At 71.0% G+C, this 18,742-nt stretch carries 17 protein-coding genes; 10 read left to right on the forward strand and 7 right to left on the reverse strand.

Going from position 1 to position 18,742, the window contains the following annotated elements; genetic code table 11:
• Nucleotides 1-147: 147 nt before the first annotated feature.
• On the reverse strand, nt 148-492 hold the full coding sequence (locus AB0H84_RS23630) for a PRC-barrel domain-containing protein (RefSeq protein ID WP_357607847.1): 345 nt from the start codon (nt 490-492) through the stop codon (nt 148-150).
• Nucleotides 493-632: 140 nt separating this feature from the next.
• Between AB0H84_RS23630 and AB0H84_RS23635 the strand changes: the two genes are divergently transcribed.
• The 5 genes from AB0H84_RS23635 (at nt 633) to AB0H84_RS23655 (ending at nt 6,329) form a co-directional block, all read left to right on the forward strand.
• On the forward strand, nt 633-1,448 hold the full coding sequence (locus tag AB0H84_RS23635; protein ID WP_357607850.1) for an SAM-dependent methyltransferase: 816 nt from the start codon (nt 633-635) through the stop codon (nt 1,446-1,448).
• A gap of 165 nt (nt 1,449-1,613) precedes the next feature.
• The gene (locus AB0H84_RS23640; protein ID WP_357607853.1) at nt 1,614-2,477 is read left to right on the forward strand and encodes an EamA family transporter; all 864 of its coding nucleotides are present in this window, start codon (nt 1,614-1,616) and stop codon (nt 2,475-2,477) included.
• A gap of 134 nt (nt 2,478-2,611) precedes the next feature.
• On the forward strand, nt 2,612-4,813 hold the full coding sequence (secA2, locus tag AB0H84_RS23645) for an accessory Sec system translocase SecA2 (protein ID WP_357607856.1): 2,202 nt from the start codon (nt 2,612-2,614) through the stop codon (nt 4,811-4,813).
• 52 nt (nt 4,814-4,865) lie between these two features.
• Nucleotides 4,866-5,240, forward strand: coding sequence for a VOC family protein (locus AB0H84_RS23650; RefSeq protein ID WP_357607859.1), 375 nt, complete (start codon nt 4,866-4,868; stop codon nt 5,238-5,240).
• Nucleotides 5,241-5,444: 204 nt separating this feature from the next.
• On the forward strand, nt 5,445-6,329 hold the full coding sequence (locus AB0H84_RS23655; protein WP_357607862.1) for a hypothetical protein: 885 nt from the start codon (nt 5,445-5,447) through the stop codon (nt 6,327-6,329).
• A gap of 113 nt (nt 6,330-6,442) precedes the next feature.
• Here AB0H84_RS23655 and AB0H84_RS23660 read toward each other — a convergent pair whose 3' ends face one another.
• On the reverse strand, nt 6,443-7,591 hold the full coding sequence (locus tag AB0H84_RS23660) for an FAD-dependent monooxygenase (RefSeq protein WP_357607865.1): 1,149 nt from the start codon (nt 7,589-7,591) through the stop codon (nt 6,443-6,445).
• A 93-nt stretch (nt 7,592-7,684) separates the two neighbouring features.
• Here AB0H84_RS23660 and AB0H84_RS23665 point away from each other — a divergent pair, with 93 nt between their 5' ends.
• Nucleotides 7,685-8,239, forward strand: coding sequence for a TetR family transcriptional regulator C-terminal domain-containing protein (locus AB0H84_RS23665; protein WP_357607868.1), 555 nt, complete (start codon nt 7,685-7,687; stop codon nt 8,237-8,239).
• Between the two features lie 121 nt (nt 8,240-8,360).
• Here AB0H84_RS23665 and AB0H84_RS23670 read toward each other — a convergent pair whose 3' ends face one another.
• Nucleotides 8,361-10,814: a hypothetical protein gene (locus AB0H84_RS23670; protein WP_357607871.1), complete on the reverse strand. Its 2,454-nt coding sequence runs from the start codon at nt 10,812-10,814 to the stop codon at nt 8,361-8,363.
• A 23-nt stretch (nt 10,815-10,837) separates the two neighbouring features.
• A complete protein-coding gene (locus tag AB0H84_RS23675) occupies nt 10,838-11,422 on the reverse strand; it encodes a GNAT family protein (RefSeq protein ID WP_357607873.1) in 585 nt (194 codons plus the stop codon).
• Nucleotides 11,423-11,529: 107 nt separating this feature from the next.
• On the opposite strand from AB0H84_RS23675, the gene AB0H84_RS23680 reads away from it, so the two are divergent.
• Genes AB0H84_RS23680 through AB0H84_RS23690 form a run of 3 tightly spaced genes read left to right on the forward strand, consistent with a single transcriptional unit; the run spans nt 11,530 to nt 14,920 of the window.
• On the forward strand, nt 11,530-12,732 hold the full coding sequence (locus AB0H84_RS23680; RefSeq protein WP_357607875.1) for an acyl-CoA dehydrogenase family protein: 1,203 nt from the start codon (nt 11,530-11,532) through the stop codon (nt 12,730-12,732).
• On the forward strand, nt 12,723-13,883 hold the full coding sequence (locus tag AB0H84_RS23685) for an acyl-CoA dehydrogenase family protein (RefSeq protein ID WP_357607878.1): 1,161 nt from the start codon (nt 12,723-12,725) through the stop codon (nt 13,881-13,883). Before AB0H84_RS23680 ends, AB0H84_RS23685 begins: the two co-directional genes overlap by 10 nt.
• The gene (locus AB0H84_RS23690) at nt 13,880-14,920 is read left to right on the forward strand and encodes an acyl-CoA dehydrogenase family protein (RefSeq protein WP_357607880.1); all 1,041 of its coding nucleotides are present in this window, start codon (nt 13,880-13,882) and stop codon (nt 14,918-14,920) included. Before AB0H84_RS23685 ends, AB0H84_RS23690 begins: the two co-directional genes overlap by 4 nt.
• On the opposite strand, the gene AB0H84_RS23695 is transcribed toward AB0H84_RS23690, so the two are convergent.
• Nucleotides 14,891-15,481 (reverse strand): TetR/AcrR family transcriptional regulator, encoded by a 591-nt coding sequence (locus AB0H84_RS23695; protein WP_357607883.1) that lies wholly within the window; start codon nt 15,479-15,481, stop codon nt 14,891-14,893. The two genes, AB0H84_RS23690 and AB0H84_RS23695, sit on opposite strands and share 30 nt — an antisense overlap.
• A 182-nt stretch (nt 15,482-15,663) precedes the next feature.
• Between AB0H84_RS23695 and AB0H84_RS23700 the strand changes: the two genes are divergently transcribed.
• On the forward strand, nt 15,664-16,431 hold the full coding sequence (locus AB0H84_RS23700; RefSeq protein WP_357607886.1) for a nuclease-related domain-containing protein: 768 nt from the start codon (nt 15,664-15,666) through the stop codon (nt 16,429-16,431).
• Nucleotides 16,432-16,445: 14 nt separating this feature from the next.
• Here AB0H84_RS23700 and AB0H84_RS23705 read toward each other — a convergent pair whose 3' ends face one another.
• Nucleotides 16,446-17,810, reverse strand: a complete 1,365-nt coding sequence (locus AB0H84_RS23705; protein ID WP_357607889.1) for a VWA domain-containing protein — start codon at nt 17,808-17,810, stop codon at nt 16,446-16,448.
• Nucleotides 17,794-18,642: a MoxR family ATPase gene (locus AB0H84_RS23710; protein WP_357607892.1), complete on the reverse strand. Its 849-nt coding sequence runs from the start codon at nt 18,640-18,642 to the stop codon at nt 17,794-17,796. The genes AB0H84_RS23705 and AB0H84_RS23710 overlap by 17 nt, the downstream gene beginning before the upstream one ends.
• Between the last annotated feature and the right edge of the window lie 100 nt (nt 18,643-18,742).

An 18,742-nucleotide genomic window follows, 5' to 3' on the forward strand; every position in this document is an offset into this window, starting at 1 on the left:
TTTTTAATGATCCGGCGACCCCCGAGTTCTACCCACCGCTTGCACCCCTCTTCCCCTCCCCGACGCTCTCCCTATCTCCGCCCGTGAGACACGGCGAAAGGGCCGCGCCCCGATGGGGCGCGGCCCTCCTCTTACGCGGCACAGGAGTTACCGCGGGAAGCGGCCGTAGTAGTCGCCTATCCGCGTCCGGTACTCGGGCTCCTTGAACGTGCCTTCGTCGAACTCAGGCGCGTCCTTGATCTCGGCCTTGGTGCGCGCCACGTACACGTTGCGCTCCTGAGGGTCGATGCTCGTGACGACCTGGGCCGGGAGCATGACCTTCTTACCGAAGATCCAAGGACCGGTGTCGACGATGATGTAGCTCTCGCCAACCTCGTACGTCGCCTCGTCGACGGTCCCGATCTTTCCGTCGGTCGCCTGGACGTGGTAGCCGATGAGGTCCAGGGCCTGGCCGCGGTCGTAGACGTCAGGTCGATAGTTCCAGAGCTCCATGGGGGCTCTCTCCCTCTCTTCTTCCGTCCTTTTCGGGCACGCTCCTGCTACCCGTACGGAGCCGGGTAAACCTCCGGTAAAACACTCGCTCTCCGGACGGCCTCGGCTACGATCCCGGTCACAAGCCGTAAGGAGGCCGGATGGACCCCGGAAACGAGTACGAATGGGCTCCTCCCGGGGTCGATCCGACGCGGCCGAGCGTGGCCCGCGTGCACGACGCCCTGCTCGGCGGCATGGAGAACTTCGCCTCCGACCGCGCGGTGGCGCGCAAGCTCAAGGACGCGGTGCCCGAGGTGGTGGACCTCGTCTGGTGCAACCGCGCCTTCATCGGCAGGGTGGTCGACTTCCTGCTCCGCGAGGCCGGCATCAGGCAGATCATCGATCTGGGCGCCGGGCTGCCCACGGTGGAGAACACCCATGAGGTGGCCCAGTTCGCCGACCCCAGGTCCAGGGTGGTCTACGTCGACGTCGATCCCATGGTCGAGCCCCATGCCCGCGCCCTGCTGAACGGCAACCCGTACACCGACGCCATCACCGCCGATGTCCGCGACGTGGACGCCGTGCTCGGCCACCCGACGCTGCGCCGCCTGATCGACCTGTCGCAGCCCACGGCGATCCTCATCGTCGGCGTGCTCCACCTCCTCCCGGACCAGGACGACCCGCACGGGCTGGTCAGGCGGTACATGTCCGCGCTGCCGAAGGGCAGCTACCTCGCCGCCTCCAACATGCTGGCCTCGGCCAACCCCAAGGCCCAGGCCCTGGAGACCATGCTCCACGCCACCATGGGCACCGGCTATTTCCGCGACCGTGACTCCATCACCTCGCTCTTCGACGGGCTGGTGCTGGTGGAGCCCGGGGTGGTGCACTTTCCCGAATGGCATCCCGACGAGCGCCTCCCCGGCCCGCTCGCGACCTGGGAGGAGCTCCTGCTGGGCGGCGTGGCCCGCAAGCCCTGACCCCGCTATGGTGGTCGGCGTGCCACGACGGTTGATCTGCTCCCCGCCCCCCGCCCTGTAGCGGGCGGCAGGCATTTCCTGAACTTCCGGGTCTGAGCGATCCGGGGGTGGTTGCTGCCCGCAGACCGGGCCCATTCCAACCACTCCATCCGGAGAACTCCTCTCATGACCTATGTCTCCGCCCGGCGGGGCGCCTTTTACGTGTCCGTGGCCGCGACCGCCTGGGGCACGGGCGGCGCCGCCGGTTCGCTGCTCTTCGAGACCGGCGGCCTCGGCCCCGCCGGCGTCTCCCTGTGGCGCTACCTCCTCGGCGCCGTCTTCCTCCTCGTCCTCACCCGCGAACCCGTCGTCGTCAACGGGCGGCTGGTGCTGCTCGGCGGCGGGATGGCCGTCTACCAGGCGGCCTACTTCGCCGCGATCGCCCACGCGGGCGTGGCCGTCGCGACCGTGGTGACGATGGGTGCCACGCCCGTCTTCACCGCGCTGGGCAGCCGCTTCCTCCTCCGCGAGCCGCTCGGCCGCGTCGCCCTCACCGCCCTCGTCGCCGCCGTGGCCGGGCTCGTGCTCCTCACCGGCGAGACCGCGCTGAGCTCCCGTCCCTCATCGCTCGCCGGCATCGGGTTCGCCCTGGCCTCGGCCGCCGGATACGCCGGGGTCACGCTCTACTCCAGGCGGCACAAGGATGAGGACCCGCAGCGCGTGGCGATCGGGGGGTTCGTCGTCGGTGCGGCGTGCCTGGCGCCGTTCGCGCTGGTGGAAGGGGTGGTGCCGCACGTGAGCGCGACGTCGGTGTCGCTGCTGCTCTACCTGGGCGCGGTGCCGACCGCCCTGGCCTACGGCCTGTTCTTCAGCGCGCTCACCGTGCTCCGCGCGACCACGGTGTCGATCATCTCGCTCGGCGAGGCCGTGGGCGCGGCCCTGCTCGGCGTGGTGCTGTTCGGCGAGCGGCTCACGCCTCTGGCCTGGTCGGGATGCGCGCTGCTGCTGGCGGCCGTCGCCGTTCTCGCCGTACGCGCCGAATCCGGGTGACTCGGACATGTGCGATGTGATGGTGCAGCGCGCCGAATGAGTTAAGGTCCGGTACGGCGACGCTAGCCGTATCGTCGCTCCGCCCTCCCGGCGACAGAGGGAACGGTGTCGGCGAAGCGTGCGTTGGAGGAACTGTGGCCTCACTCAAGGGAATACTCAGGAACCTCCTGGACCGTCCGGGCGGGGTTCCCCTGACCCCTTATCTCAAGGTCGTCAAGGCGGCGGACGAGCGTGCCGAGCGGCTGCGCGGGCTCGACGAGCTGCCCGAGCCCGCCATGGACGACCTGGCCGAGTTCTGCGCCATCGCGCGCGAGGCCGCCGACAGGACGCTGGGGCTGCGGCCGTACGACGTGCAGTTGCTCGGCACGCTGGCCCTCCTCGACGGGAAGGTCGCCGAGATGGCCACCGGCGAGGGCAAGACCCTCTCCGGGGCCATGGCGGCGGCCGGCTACGCGTTGCAGGGCAAGCGCGTCCACGTGATCTCGGTGAACGACTATCTGGCCAGGCGTGACGCCGAGTGGATGGGGCCGTTCTACGAGGCGCTCGGCGTCAGCGTGGGCTGGATCGGCCAGAACTCCTCGCCGGACGAGCGGCGCGAGGCGTACGCCAAGGACGTCACGTACGGGCCGGTCAGCGAGATCGGGTTCGACGTGCTGCGCGACCGGCTCCGCACCGACGCGAGCGAGATCATCGTGCCCGCGCCCGAGGTCGCGCTGATCGACGAGGCCGACTCCGTGCTGGTGGACGAGGCCCGCGTGCCGCTCGTGATGGCCGGGTCGACCGATCCGGGCAACGCGGTGCCGGAGATGGCGGCGCTGGTCAGGCAGCTCGTACGCGGCTACCACTACGAGATCGACGAGCAGTCACGCAACGTCTACCTCACCCCTAAGGGCGCCGACAGCGTCGAGAACCTCCTCGGCGTCGAGCTCTACGACGAGCACGAGCCGGGCACGCTCATCGAGCTCAACCTGGCCCTGCACGCCCACGCGCTGCTCGCCCGCGACGTCGACTACATCGTGCGCGACGGCAAGGTCCAGCTGATCAACCCCTCGCGTGGCCGGGTGGCGCTGCTCCAGCGCTGGCCCGACGGCCTGCAGGCGGCCGTGGAGGCCAAGGAGGCGCTGCCGCCGAGCGAGAAGGGCGAGATCCTCGACTCGATCACCGTCCAGGGCCTGATCCGCCGCTATCCGCAGATCTGCGGCATGACCGGCACGGCCGTGGCCGTCAGCGAGCAGCTCGGCGAGTTCTACGGCCTCAAGGTCGCGGTCATCCCGCCCAACCGCCCGTGCGTGCGCGAGGACGAGCCGGACCGCATCTACCCGACCGGCCCCGACAAGGACGCCGCGCTGGTGGAGGAGATCCAGGAGGTCCACGCCACCGGCCGCCCCATTCTCATCGGGACGCTCGACGTCGCCGAGTCCGAGAACCTCGCCAAGCTGCTCCAGCGCCGCGGCATGGAGCCGGTCGTGCTCAACGCCAAGAACGACGCGGAAGAGGCCGCGATCATCGCCAAGGCGGGGGAGCGCGGCGCCATCACGGTCTCCACCCAGATGGCCGGCCGCGGCACCGACATCCGCCTCGGCGAGGGCGTCGCCGAGCTCGGCGGCCTCTACGTCATCGGCTCGGGCCGCCACGCCAGCAGCCGCCTCGACGACCAGCTCCGCGGCCGCGCCGGCCGGCAGGGCGACCCGGGCGGCTCGGTCTTCTTCGTCAGCATGCAGGACGACCTGATCACCCAGTTCGTGCCCGACGAGCGGCCGCCTGCCGCCGACGCGGACGGCATCGTCCGCCACCGGCGCGGCGCGTACCTCGTCGGCCACGCCCAGCGCGTCGCCGAGGGCGTCAACCTGGAGATCCACCGCAACACCTGGCGCTACACCCGCCTCCTGGAGCACCAGCGGGAGCTCATCCTGGAGTGGCGCGACAAGGTCCTGCACGGCGACGCCGCCGCCAAGGCGCTGTCCACGGCCGACCCCGAGCGCTGGGAGTCCCTGCCGGAGGAGACCAGGGACGAGACGGCCCGCCAGATCGTCCTGCACGCCATCGACCGCTGCTGGACCGAGCACCTGGCGTTCCTGACAGACCTCCGCGAGGGCATCCACCTGCGCGCGCTGGGCCGGATGAGCCCGGTCGACGAGTTCCACCGGGAGGCGGTGGCGGAGTACAAGTCGCTGCTGGCCGAGGTGGAGCGGCGCTCGCTGGAGTCCTTCGAGGCGCCCGAGCCTGATCTGAAGCGGCCGACGGCGACGTGGACGTACCTGGTGCAGGACAACCCGTTCGGCACGGAGTGGGACCGGATCCTCAAGCGGGTCAAGACGGCCACCCGGCACGGATAGTCCCCGTCCGTACCTGACAGAAGATGGCAGGTACGGCTGGCAGGCTGTACTCATGACGACGAAGGCGAAACTCCTGGCGTTCACCATTGACTGCGCGGAGCCGAAGAAACTGGCGGAGTTCTACCACGAGATCACCGGGTGGGAGATCCAGTACGCGGAGGACGAGTACGCGGCCATCGGGGACGGGACGAGGAGCATCTATTTCGGGCGGGTCCCCGACCGCAAGCCGGTGCAGTGGCCCAGCCCGGACAAGCAGTTCCACCTGGACTTCAGGGTGCCGGACGTGGAGAAGGCGGTGGAGGAGTACATCGCGCTGGGGGCCGTCAAGCCGGAGTTCCAGCCGGGGGTCACGGAGGAGGGCGTCGGCTGGATCGTCCTGCAGGACCCGGACGGCCACCTGTTCTGCGTGTGTCCCGAGAAGTCCTGACACCTTCCGGCCGGGCGGTGCGGCGTGCGGCGGCCCCGGTGGTCGCCGCCCCGGCAGCCCTGTGGAACAAGTAGCCATATGTACGTCCCGGTCAGGAGTACCTTTCGGGGGGATGATCCACCGAAAGTATGATTCGCCCGCTTCGCTGGGCCCATAAGCTAGAGCAATGCTCTTGGCAGGATCCATGCCCCTGCGTGGGCGACGATGACCTGGGTCGGCCTGATAGTCGCCCTGGTGGGAGCGCTCGGATACGCGCTCGGCGCGGCACTGCAACAGTACGAGGCCGTCGCCGCGGGCGCGTCCTTGAAACTGGTCAGGCGGCCGCGCTGGTGGATCGGCGGCGTGATCGGCTTCGCGGGCGCCTGCCTGCACGCCGTGGCGCTCAGCTTCGCCCCCCTGGTGGCCGTCCAGCCGATCAGCGTCGCCACCCTGGTGTTCGCCGTGCCGCTGGCGGCGTTCCTGTACGGGCGCAGGCCGTACCGAGCGGAGATCATCGGGTCGATCGCGGTGGCCGTGGGCCTGCTCTGGCTCATGCTCCTCGTTCCGCAGCACAACGTGACGCCCAGGCTGAGCGATGGCGCCGCACTCGGGTTCCTGGCCGTGATCGGGCTGATCGTCCTGGTCACCCAGCTGATCGCGACCCGCGTCCACGGCCCGAGCCGGGCGTTGCTGCTGTCGGTCGGCGCGGGCGTGGTGACGGCCAGCGTCTCCACGTTCGTGCGGGTGGTCGGCGGCGGCATGCAGGGGGACTGGGGGCGGCTGCTGCACTGGTTCACGGTCGCCGTGCCCGTGCTGCTGGTCTGCGCGGTGGTGCTGCTGCAGCGCTCGTACGCGGTGGGATACTTCGGCATCGCGTACGCCGGCGTACAGGTCATCGACCCCATCACCTCGGTCCTCGCCGGCGCCATCCTCCTCGGCGAACCCCTGCCGGCCAGCCCCTCCACCGCGATCCCGGCGATCCTGGCCGGCGCGCTCACCATCGGCGGCACGATCACCCTCGGCCGCCTCGCCCCGGACCACTCCCGTCTGGCCACGGTGGCGGCCAAGCCGACGCCGCACCCGGTCTCGGCGTCCTCCGACGCCCGCTGATCCGCTCCCTCCGGACACCTACAAGTGCCTGATCCCGGGCATCCATAAGCGCCCGATCTGGGGCACCTACAAGTGCCTGATCCCGGACACCCACAAGTCCCCGATCCGGACACCTATGGATGCCCGGCAGCTCCTGACCCGGCCGGTGGGCGCCAACCCAGCACATCGTCCATGGACCGCAACATCAGGTCCGGGCCCAGCCTGGCCGCCATCGACAGCGCGGTGTCCCGCAACCACACCGCCATCGGGTTGCGGAGGCGGGTCAGCCTGCACATGGACATCGACCGCCGCACCACCTTCGTGGTGCGTTCCAGCCGGGCGGCGGTGTAGGCGGCGAGGTCGCCGTCGGCGTAGTGGGCGAGCGTGATCGCGTCTTCGATCGCCTGGCAGGCGCCCTGGCCCAGGTTGGGGGTCATCGCGTGGGCGGCGTCGCCGACGAGCGCCACCCTGCCCCTGTGGTACGCGGGTAGCGGGATGCTGAGGTGGTGGATGTCGTTCCGGATGATCTTCGCGGGATCGGCTGCCCGCAGCAGGGTGGGGATAGGCTCGTGCCAGTCCCTGAACCTCCGGACCAGCTCTTCCAGCTCGTCACCCAGCACCGTACCAGCGGGCATGACATCGGTGGCGTACACGTACACCATGTCGTCGGCCAGCAGGCTGATCCCGAACACGAGCCCCTTGCCCCAACTCTCCGAGCTGTGGATCTCCAGATCGCCCCGCGGTATGAGACCGCGCCAGGCCGTCACCCCGGAGTACGCCGGGCCCGGGTGCTCCGGAAAGAGCGCCTGCCGGGTCTTCGAACGGATGCCGTCGGCGGCCACGATCAGATCGGCATCCAGATCGCCGTCGTCGGTACGCACCACGCCGCCCGCGGCGTCCACCCCGGCGACCGTGGTGCCCAGCCGCACCTGGTCCCCTCCCAGCGCGTCCATGAGCACGTCCATCAACGCCGCCCGTAACATGATCACTACCGAGTCCCCGTAGCGCGCTTCGGCGTCCTGCGTCGTGGTGTGCGTGAGCCAGCGCCCGTCGTGCCGTCTCAGCCCCGCCTGCCCGTGCAGCCTCGAAAGCTTCCTTATGGGATCGCCCAGGTCGATCACGTCGAGCGCCTTGAGCGCGTTGGCGGCGATGGCCAGCCCGGAGCCCACCGGGTCGATCCTGGCGGCCCGCTCCAGCACCGTCACGTCCCATCCTCTGCGGCGCAGGGCTATCCCGCTGGTCAGCCCGCCGATGCCGGCGCCGATCACCACAGCTCTGGGCATCTCCGTGGCCCTCCCTCTCTCTCACACTACGTCTGTAGTTTCACCATACTACATCTGTAGTGCGGCGAAACTACTGCTGTAGTATCGGCTCCCGTGAAGCGCTCAGAGACCGTCGCGGACACGGCCATCACCCTGCTCGCCGAGCGGGGCATGCGCGGCCTCACTCACCGAGCCGTCGACGAGGCCGCCGGCCTGCCGCCCGGCTCCACGTCCAACCTGGCCAGGACCCGCGCGGCCCTGCTGGAGCTGACGCTGGCGCGGCTCACGGAGCTGGAGCTGCGGGCTTTGGCCCCGGCGTACGGGGGGGACGGGTTCGAGCTGGCGGACCTGCCCGGCCGTCTGGCGGAGGCGCTGCACATCCAGCTCACGGATCGGCGTCGATCGCTGGCCCGCTACGAACTCGCCTTGGAGGCGACACGCCGTCCCGAGCTCCGAAAGATCTACGACGAGGCCGGCCGCCGCTTCCGCGACCCCGCAGTTCCCCTCCTGGCCGCCCTGGGCTCACGGGACCCGGTACGACATGCGCGCCAGTTGGTGGCCTTCGGGGAAGGGCTCATGTTCGACGCCATCGTGGGCGCCGGCCCCACACCCACCTTGGACGAGCTCGTCGAGGCCATGCGCGACCTGCTGAGCGGAATGCTCCGCTGACTGCCACGCCCCCGAGATCCGTCGCCTCAGCAGAGGCTGCGGACCAAGTCTCCGTCGCGGATGCCACGCCCGCTTCAAACCGTCCATCCGACAGCGGCAGCGGACCGGGTGCCTGGACCGGTCAGCAGGTTTCGCGGTGGGGTAGCTCCGGCAGGTGCCGCGCCCACTCCTGCGGGGAGAGGCCGCCGTATCGGGAGCAGATGTACGCGGCGTGATCCTCCGGCGCGGGCGCGCGTTCCAGCTCGATGGTCAGTACGCTCCCCCGACCGGCCAGGACCCGGACCCGGCGCCCGTCCCCGGTGAAGGTGGCCTGGGCCGTGCGGTCCACGCCGGTTGCCGGCACCGCCCGATCGGCCAGCAGCATGCCGTCATGGAGCCGCCAGACCCGTACCCGGTCACTGTCCGTGCTGAGGAGCAGGCGCCCGTCCGGGCTGAACCGGAGGTGGCCGGGCGAGGGACGCAGCCGGCTGTAACGCGTCGGCGCCCCGTCGAGGCCGTAGATCTGGATCCCGGTCTCCTCGGCGATCGCGACCTGCTCGCCGTCCGGCGCGAAGGCCGTGTACTCCCACGGCATCCTGTCCAGCCAGGGCGCGGGCGAGGCGCGGTCAGCGTGCCTGATCTGCGATCGTCGCCCCGCGAACACCAGCGCCAGCCGGTCCCCAGGTCCCACCACCGCGTACTCGCCCACGAAAGCGGCCCGCCGGGACCCGAGCTCCCACGCCCAGCGCTCGCCCGACTGCCTGGCCGCCGCGAACAGCAGGCCGCCGCCCGGGCTGAACCACGCCGACTGCTCTCCGGGCGCGCCGAGGCCCCGGCCGAAGGGCGGGCCGACGCTCCGACCGGAGGTCGTGTCCCAGAGGTACGACCGGTCGACCCCGACGAGCGCCAGCGTGTGCCCGTCGGGCGACCAGGCCATGGCGCGTACGCTCTGGACCGGCCCCGCCGTCTGGGCGAGCTGCCTGTGAGAGGGGATGTCGTACACCCGCAGTGTCCCCTCGTCGAGCGCCGCCAGGCGGGAGCCGTCGTCGCTGATGGCGTGGAGCGAGCGCGGGCCCGCATGCGGGTCGGCGAACACGTCCACCGCCGCGTCCGCCGCCGCCAGCGCCCGGCGGGCCTCCGGGATCGGGGCCAGGCGCCACGCGGCGAGGCTCAGCTTGCGGGCCGTCACCGGGTCCGCCAGCCGCAGCGCCTCCGCCCGCGACGCCGCCACCCTGGCCATCGTCTGGTCCAGCCGCCCGTCGGCGGCCCCGCGCTGCCACAGGGCGAGCAGCGCGACCACCGACAGCGCCGCCGCCATGGCCGTCCACCGCTGACGTGCCCGCCTGCGTACCCGGGCGAGCCCCGCGTCGAGGAACGTCTGCTCGCCCGCGCTCAGCGTCACCCGCCGCCGCCCGCCGGCCGCCCACGCCAGCGCCCTGTCCAGCGGCTCTCCCTGGAAGAGCGCCGCGTCCCGCCGTCCGCCCGCCTCCCACTGGCGGGCGGCCCTGGCCAGCTCCCTGTGCACGGCCAGGCCGTCCCGCTCGCTGTCCAGCCACTCGTGCAGGCGCGGCCAGGCCCGCAGCAGCGCCGCGTACGTGATCGCCGGCGAACGCCCTCCGCCCTGCTCCCGGCGGTTCTTGATCAGCCCCGCCTCCTCGTACGCCTCCAGCACATGGTCGATCGCGGCCACCTCGTCGGCGGCGCGGCCGGTGACCAGGTCGGCCCTGGAGGTGGTGACGATGGTGTCGGCGCCCTCGGCGTCGAGGCCCACCAGCCGCAGGAAGACGTCCGGCACCAGATCCTGCTCGGCCGGGCTGAGCTGCGCGTAGACGGCCTCGGCGCGGGCGCCCAGCGGTGGGTCCGAGACGGGCTCGGGAGGGAGGAGGCGCCCCTGCTGGGACTGCGGGGCGTCGAGGAGGGAGAGGAGGAGTTGGCGGGCGTTCGGACGGTGTGCGGGATCTCGGTGCAGCGCGGCGGCGACCAGCCCGCGTAACGGGCGGTCCAGCCGTTCGCCGTTGCCTGATCGGCCGTCGGAGCCGTAGGCGGCGAAGAGCAGCAGCCGCCCCCAGGCGTGCACATCAGCGGCCGACCCCCAGCCATCCGCGGCCGACCCCCAGCCGTCCGCGGACGGTGCCCTGTCGTCGGTGGCCGGCCCCCAACCCAGTCCCACCAGGCGAGGGCCCTCGGCCCCCAGGATGACCTTGTCCGGGGTGAGGGCTCCGTGCACCGCGCCCGCTTCGTGCACCGCCGCCAGCGCCGTCGCCGTGGCGGCGGCCAGCCGGTAGAGGTCGTCGCCCGCGTACGGCCCGTGCCGCTCCACGACCTGCCGCAGCGTAGGACCGGGGATGTACTCGCTGACCAGATAAGGGGGCTCCCCGTCCAGGCGGGACTCCGTCAGCCTGGCGACCGACAGCGACCGCACGCGCCCGGCCGTCGCGGCCGAGGCGGCGAGCCGGGCCCGGGCCGCGGCGGTCGGGAGGCAGGGCACTCCCAGCGCATGACGCGTGCCCGACTCGTCGTAGGCCTCGCGGACGATGACGTGTCCGCCGCCGTCGAGCCGGGCGCCGAGCCAGTAACCGCCCAGTCGGTCAGTCATTCCCGCCTAAAACGCCAACGGTCTTAGGAGCCCGCGCGCGTCAATCGGGCTCGGTGCTCTGGCCACTCCTCTTCGAGGATGCCGAAACAGACCGTGTCGCGCCAGGTGCCGTCCGGCCTTCTGCGGTGGCGTCGCAGCGTCCCCTCGTGCAGGCCGCCGATCCGCTTGATGGCGTTCTGCGACCTGAGGTTGAGGTTGTCGGTCTTGAGCAGGACGCGGTTGTAGCCGAGCTCGAAGGCGTGGTCGATGAGCAGGAGCTTGCAGCTGGTGTTCACGGCCGTACGCCACACCGCCCGCCCGTACCACGTCCAGCCGATCTCGATGCTCTCGTCGAAGCCCGGCACGTCGCCGTACGTGGTCCAGCCCACGGCCCGCCCGCTCTCCTTGACCACCACGGCGAAGGGGACGTGCTTGTCGTCCGACAGCAGCCCACGGGCGATCTTCGCCAGCTCCTCCTCGGAGCGCGGCGCGGACACGGACAGCCAACGCCAGACCTCCTCGTCGCCGCCACCGGCGGCGAACAGGTCGGGGAGGTGGTCAAGGGTGAGCGGCTCGAGCCGGACGACGTCGTTCTCGAGCACCACAGGCGCAGGCAGCTTCGCGGTCATGGCGGCAACTCTACGGAGCGCGTGAAGTCGCGATTATGGCCACATGACGGTTTTTGCGGGAGACCACCTGTCGACACTCATACCGGCCGGTCGGTAGGCTCACGGGCATGGACTTCGCCTTTGACAGCGTCACCGAGGACCTGCGCGAACGACTCCTGAGCTTCATGGACGAATGCGTCTACCCCGCCGAGCCCGCTTTCGAGGAGCAGGCGGCGACCAGTGGCTGGGGCATGCCGCCGCTGATGGCCGACCTGAAGGACGAGGCCAGGAAGCGCGGTCTGTGGAACCTGTTCCTCCCAGGCGAGCACGGCGCCGGGCTGACGAACCTCCAGTACGCGCCGCTGGCGGAGATCATGGGCCGGAGCCCCACCATCGCCCCCACGGCCACGAACTGCGCCGCGCCCGACACCGGGAACATGGAGGTCCTGTCCATGTTCGGCAGCGAGTGGCAGCGCAAGGAGTGGCTGCAGCCGCTGCTCGACGGGGAGATCCGCTCCGCGTTCGCGATGACCGAGCCCGACGTGGCCTCCTCCGACGCCACGAACATCGCCACCTCCATCGTCCGGGACGGCGGCGAGTACGTCATCAACGGCCGCAAGTGGTTCATCTCCGGCGCGATGAACCCCGACTGCAAGATCTTCATCGTCATGGGCCAGACGAACCCCGACGCGCCCAAGCACCGCCGGCAGAGCATGGTCCTGGTGCCGCGCGACACGCCCGGTCTGCACATCAAGCGCGGCATGCAGGTCTTCGGCTACACCGACGCCGACCACGGCGGCCACGCGGAGGTCGTGTTCGAGGACGTACGCGTACCCGCCGAGAACCTGATCGGCGAGGAGGGCGGCGGCTTCGCCATCGCGCAGGCCAGGCTCGGCCCCGGCCGCATCCACCACTGCATGCGCCTGATCGGCATGGCCGAGCGGGCGGTCGAGCTCATGTGCAAGCGGGCGCTGGCCAGGACCGCGTTCGGCAAGCCCGTCGCCCAGCAGGGCGTGGTCCAGGACTGGATCGCGGAGTCGCGCGTCAGGATCGAGCAGCTGCGCCTGCTCGTGCTCAAGACCGCCTGGCTCATGGACACGGTGGGCAACCAGGGCGCGCACACCGAGATCCAGGCCATCAAGATCTCCACCCCGAAGACGGTGGAGTGGATCCTCGACAAGGCCATCCAGGTACACGGCGCGGGCGGCGTCTCGCAGGACTTCCCGCTCGCGGGGCTCTGGGCGGGCGCCCGCTCGCTGCGCCTGGCGGACGGCCCCGACGAGGTGCACAAGCGTTCTCTGGCCCACCGGGAGCTCAAGAAGTGGATGTGAACATCAAGGAGCGGGTCGCGGCGTTCCTCGCCGAGCACGACCCGGACGGAGATCGGCTGGAGTTCCTGCGGGCGAGATTCGACGCGGGACTGGCCTGGGTGTGGTTCCCCGAAGGGCTCGGCGGGCTGGGCGCGCCGCGGGACCTGCAGCTGGTCGTGGAGCGCGAGCTGGCCGGCACGCCGCAGATCAACCCCGGCGTGCAGGCCATCGGGCTGGGGATGGCGGCCCCGACGATCCTGGCGTTCGGGACGGAGGAGCAGAAGCGCCGCTTCCTCCGGCCGCTCTGGACGGGGGAGGAGCTCTGGTGCCAGCTCTTCAGCGAGCCCGGCGCCGGATCCGACCTGGCCACGCTCGCCACCCGGGCCGTCAGGGACGGGGACGAGTGGGTCGTCGATGGTCAGAAGGTGTGGACGTCCGGCGCCCATCACGCCAGGTGGGCCATCCTGGTCGCGCGTACGGACCCGGACGTGCCGAAGCACCGCGGCCTGACGTACTTCGTCTGCGACATGCACGCGCCGGGCGTCGAGGTGCGGCCGCTGCGGCAGATCACCGGTGAGGCCGAGTTCAACGAGGTCTTCCTGACCGGCGTGCGGCTCCCCGACGACCTGCGGCTCGGCGAGGTAGGGGAGGGCTGGCGGGTCGCGCAGACCACGCTGATGAACGAGCGCGTCGCCATCGGCGGCGCTCCCGTGGGGCGCGGCGGCGGCATGGTCGGGGTCGTGGTCGACGCCTGGCGCGCGCGGCCGGAGCTGCGCACCCACGACCTGCACCAGCGGCTGCTGTCGCTCTGGGTCGAGTCGGAGGTGACCCGGCTCTCCGGGGTACGGCTGCGCGAGCAGCTCGCCGCGGGCCAGCCGGGCCCCGAGGGGTCCGGGATGAAGCTGTCGTTCGCCAAGCTCAACCAGGCGCTGTCGGGCTTCGAGGTGGAGTTCGCGCGCGACCTGGGCTACGACGACTGGACGTTCCGCCGCTCGGAGGACGTCGACTTCTACGGCCGCGGCTCCGGCTACCGCTACCTGCGGGCCAAGGGCAACTCGATCGAGGGCGGCACCTCCGAGATCCTGCGCAACATCATCTCCGAGCGGGTGCTGGGCCTGCCCTCGGAGCCTCGTGTCGACAAGGACGTGCCCTGGAAGGACCTGCCGCGATGAGCCTGCTGTACTCCGAGGTCGAGGAGGAGCTGAGGGCCGCCGTGCGAGGGCTGCTCGCCGACCGGTGCCCGCCCGCCGCCGTGCTCAAGCGGATCGAGTCCGACCCCTACGACCTGGACCTGTGGAAGACGCTGGCGGGCGAGATCGGGGTGGCCGGGCTGCTCATCCCCGAGCAGTACGGCGGCGCCGGGGCGTCGGCCAGCGAGGCGGCCGTCGTGCTGGAGGAGCTCGGCAGGACAGTGGCGCCGGTGCCGTTCTTCACCAGCTCCGTCCTGGCCACGCGAGCGCTGCTCCCGACCGGCGACGCCCTGCTGGGGGAGCTGGCCGAGGGCAGGAGGACCGCCGCGCTGGCCGTGCCGTTCGCGGCGAGCCCGTACCGGCCGGGCGCGTCGGCGCGGGTCGCGGACGGGCGGCTGACCGGGACCGTCACCGGCGTGGCGGGGGCGGACGTGGCCGACGTGCTGCTGGCGCCCGTCGGCGGCAGGCTCTACGCCGTGGAAGAGGGGGCGGGCGTCGAGGTCGTGCCGTCGCTCGACCTGACCAGGCCGGTCGCCACCGTCACCTTCGACGCGGCACCGGCCAGGGACGTGGGGGAGTGCGACCTGGCCGGGGTGCTGCGGTTCGGGGCCGGGCTGCTGGCGTCGGAGCAGCTGGGGGTGGCCGAGTGGTGCCTCGACACGACGCTCGCGTACGTCAAGGAGCGCCACCAGTTCGCCCGGCCCGTCGGCTCCTTCCAGGCGATCAAGCACCGGCTGGCCGACCTCTGGCTGGACGTGGTCCGGGCCAGGGCCGCCGCCAGGAGCGCCGCGACCGACGGCTCGGCGGTCTCCGTGGCCGTGGCCCAGTCGTGGAACGCGGGCGTGGCCGTGCACGCCGCCGAAGAGGCGATGCAACTGCACGGAGGGATCGGGATGACGTGGGAGCACCCCGTCCATCTCTATCTCAAGCGCGCGAAAGCCTCCGAGATCGCGCTGGGCACGCCCGGCGACCACCGGGAGGCGCTGGCCTCACTTGTCGACGTGCCCGGCCCCGAGTGAGGTGAGCAGCAGGTCGGCGAAGTGCCTGCCCACTTGGGCGCCGGTCAGCGGGCCCGCCGCGTGGAACCACGTGCCCAGGTGGTGCACCGAGCCGAAGAAGTAGTCGACGACCAGCTCGGCCGGGACCCGGTCGCTGAAGACGCCCTCGCGCTGCCCCTCGGCCACGAGCTCGCGGAAGCGCTCGTGGTAGCGGCGGCGCTCGGCGCGTACGGTCTTCTGGGTCTCGGGGGCGAGCAGGTGCATCGACCTGAAGAAGATCTTGGAGTCGTCGAGGTTCGCGGCCGTGGTCTCCACGACGTCGGCCGCGGCCCGGTGCAGGCGCTGCCGCACGTCGCCCGGTCCGTCGGCGATGCGCGTCAGCCGCTCCATCTGCATGCGGAGGAGCCGGGCGTAGATCTCGTGCAGCAGGTCGTCCTTGGAGTTGAAGTAGTGGTACATGGCGCCCTTGGTGACGCCGGCCGCCACGACGATCTCCTGGACGGAGGCGCCCTCGAAGCCGCGCTCGGCGAACAGGCGGGTCGCCTCCGCGAGCAACCGCTGCCTGACCGGTTCCTCTTTCACATTGTCCCCCTTGGTCCCGCCCTAGCATACCGACTGGTCGGTTGAGGTCATTTGCTGGTCTTGCGGGTACCAATTACGTCACCTTAGGCTCGCCTTGGTTAAGAGACGGGTATCTCTTGACCAGCGAGGGATCTTCGGCGTGGCAGATCCTGAAAAACACCTACTCATTCGGGGAGTTTGCCGTGCCCGGTGGCTCTATCTACGTGCAGCCCGACGAGAAGTACACAGGGTCATCCCCGCAGTGGTGGTACGAGAAGTTCTGGCGGGAAGACGCCCCCAACCGGCGCAGGTCCCGGTACGTCAAGGCCGCAGTGGGATTCGTGGCCGGCGTCGCGCTCGCGCTCAGGTTCGACCTTGCCGCAGCGTCCCCGTTCGCCGGTCTGATCATGGCCGGCATCGTGGCGGGGGCTGACTGGTTCCTCGACTGGCGCTCCTTCCACGCGACGGCGGTCTGGCGCGGCGCGCGGCGCGGCGAGGCGATCACCGGGAAGATGCTGCGCAGGTCGCTGAGCCGGCTCGGCTACAGCGTGCTCGACGGCCGTGCCATCCGCGGCCAGGCCTCCATCGACCACCTGGTGATCGGCCCTGGCGGCTTGTGGATCATCGACAACGAGTCCTGGAGCCCCGACACCGAGATCGCCTGTTACGGCGGAAGGCTGTTCTTCGGCGAGAAGTACGGCAGCAAGACCGCCAAGCCGCTGGTGGAGACCGCCGAGGCGTTCGCCGAGCTGCTCACCCGCGAGACGCGCATCCCGGTGACGATCACGCCCATGCTCGCCGTCCACTGCGGGCTGCTGCCCAAGGGCGGCATCGTGGTCGCCGAAGGGCTCACGCTGCTCAAGCCGCGGCTCGCGGCGAAGGTGATCAAGTCGGCCGAGGGCGTCGTGCTCAGCGACGAGCAGATCGAGGTGCTGGCCCGCACCGCCGCCAGGGAGCTCCAGCGCACCTGACGCGCTCCCCGGGCTCAGGCCAGCGTCTCGATGAAGGCGGTGAGCTGGGCGACGTTGCGGCACTCGTGCATCGGGACGACCGTGCCGTACTCGCCCGCGATCGAGTCGCCCGTGTCCCACTGCGCCTTGGGCTCGGGGTTGAGCCAGTACGCGTGACGTGCCCTGGCCACCAGCGAGCCGAGCACGTCCAGCGCGGGCGGCTGGTAGTTGGAGCGGGCGTCGCCCAGGATCAGCAGCGAGGTCCTGGGGCCGACGGCTTCGCCGTACTTGTCGGCGAAGCGTTCCAGCGAGTGCCCGTAGTTGGTGCGGCCGAAGCGCACCATGTCGGCCTCGTTCGCCAGCCTCGTCATGGCCTCGACCACGTCGGCGCCCGGGACGAAGAACCTGGTGATCTCGTCCACCGTGTCCACGAACCCGAACGCGCGCACCTTGCTGAACTGCTCTCTGAGCGCGTACGTGAGCAGCAGCGTGAAGTGCGCGAACGACGAGACCGAGTCGCTGGTGTCGCAGAGGATGACCAGCTCGGGCCTGTGCGGGCGCGGCGGCCGGAAGTGCGTGGTCAGCGGCACGCCGCCGCTCTGCAGCGAGGCCCGCATGGTCCGGCGGAAGTCGAGCCGCCCCCGACGGCCCTTCCGCTGCTTGATCGTCAGGCGCGTGGCCAGGCGCCGGGCCAGCGGGTGCACCTCCCGGCGCAGCCGCGCCAGGTCCGCCTTGGTGATGCGGAGGAAGTCGATCTGGTCGAGCGGGGGGCGTACGGCGGAGCGGGCGATGCGCTCGATGCCGGAGTCCTCGGCGATGCGGCGGCGCACGTCGGTGGCCACGGCGTCCTCGAAGCGCCTGGTGCTGTCGTAGACCCGCCTGCGCACGTTCTTCTCGGCCAGGCCGCCGCGCTCCTGGCCCTGGAGCACGTTCTGGAGGATGCGGGCCATCAGGGTCTCGGGGGAGAGGGCGCGCATGACGCTGTAGGAGAACCAGTTCTGCCGCCCCGGGCTCGTCGTCGGCTGGCGGCCGAAGCGCCCCACCATGGCCTGGGCGAACTCGCGCAGCTCCTGGTCGGTGCCGCCGGCCAACAGCCGGGCGAGGTGGTCGCGGAGCTCCTCGACGGGGGCCGTCTCCAGATTCAGTGGCCGGTCGGCGCGCGGGACGTGCATGCCGGAGGTCGAGGCCGGGAACCACAGGTCGAACAGCACGTCGAACCCCGGCCGGTACGCGGGCTTCTTGACCAGCGTCGCCGCGTACGCGGCGCGCAGCGACTCCCGGTCGCTCAGCCGGATCACCCGCAGGGCCTGCGCGGCGTCCAGGCCCTCGGCCACCGACACCGGTATCCCGGCCTCGCGCAGCGCCTGCACGAACCCGACATGCCTATCGAGCAGCGACATCCGGCAGCCCCAGCTCCTTGACCGCCCGCGTCTGGTCGGAGGCGTGCTTGAGCACCACGCCCAGCGTGCCCGCGACGGTCGCCTCGTCCAGCTCCTCCCGCCCGAGCGCCAGCAGCGTGTTGGCCCAGTCCACGGTCTCGGCCACCGACGGCGCCTTCTTCAGCTCGAGCGCCCGGAGCGTCGCGACCGTCCTGGCCAGCCGCTCCGCCAGGTCGGCCCGGATGCCGGGCACCTGGCTGAGCACGATGTCGCGCTCGCGTTCGGGGGTGGGATATTCGAGGTGCAGGTAGAGGCAGCGCCGCTTGAGCGCCTCCGACAGCTCGCGGGTGGCGTTGGAGGTGAGCACCACGTACGGCCGCCGCGTCGCGACGATGGTCCCCAGCTCCGGGATCGTCACCTGGAAGTCGGAGAGCAGCTCGAGCAGCAGCCCCTCGACCTCGACGTCGGCCTTGTCGGTCTCGTCGATGAGCAGCACGGTGGGCCCGTCGGCCCTGATCGCCTTCAGCAGCGGCCGCTCCAGCAGGAACTCCTCGGAGAAGATGTCGTCGTCGGCACTCGTGGCCTGGATCCTGAGCAGCTGCTTCTTGTAGTTCCACTCGTACAGCGCCCTGGCCTCGTCGAGGCCCTCGTAGCACTGCAGCCTGATCAGCTCGGCCCCGGTCGCCAGGGCCACCGCCTTGGCCAGCTGCGTCTTGCCCACGCCCGCCGGGCCCTCGACCAGCAGCGGCTTGCCCAGTGCCGCGGCCAGGAACACCGAGGTGGAGATGGCGTCGTCGGAGAGGTAGTCCACGGCGGCGAGCCGCTCCGTCACATCGGCGGGCGAGTCGAACATCGATGCTCCTGTCTGATGGCCGAACTTTATTCTAGCCGGACGGGTCGGCCCGATGCCGATTCGACCAGGATGGGGATCACCGGTATATTCCTCTCTGCAA

The organism is Nonomuraea sp. NPDC050786 (assembly GCF_040654115.1).
GTDB lineage: Bacteria > Actinomycetota > Actinomycetes > Streptosporangiales > Streptosporangiaceae > Nonomuraea.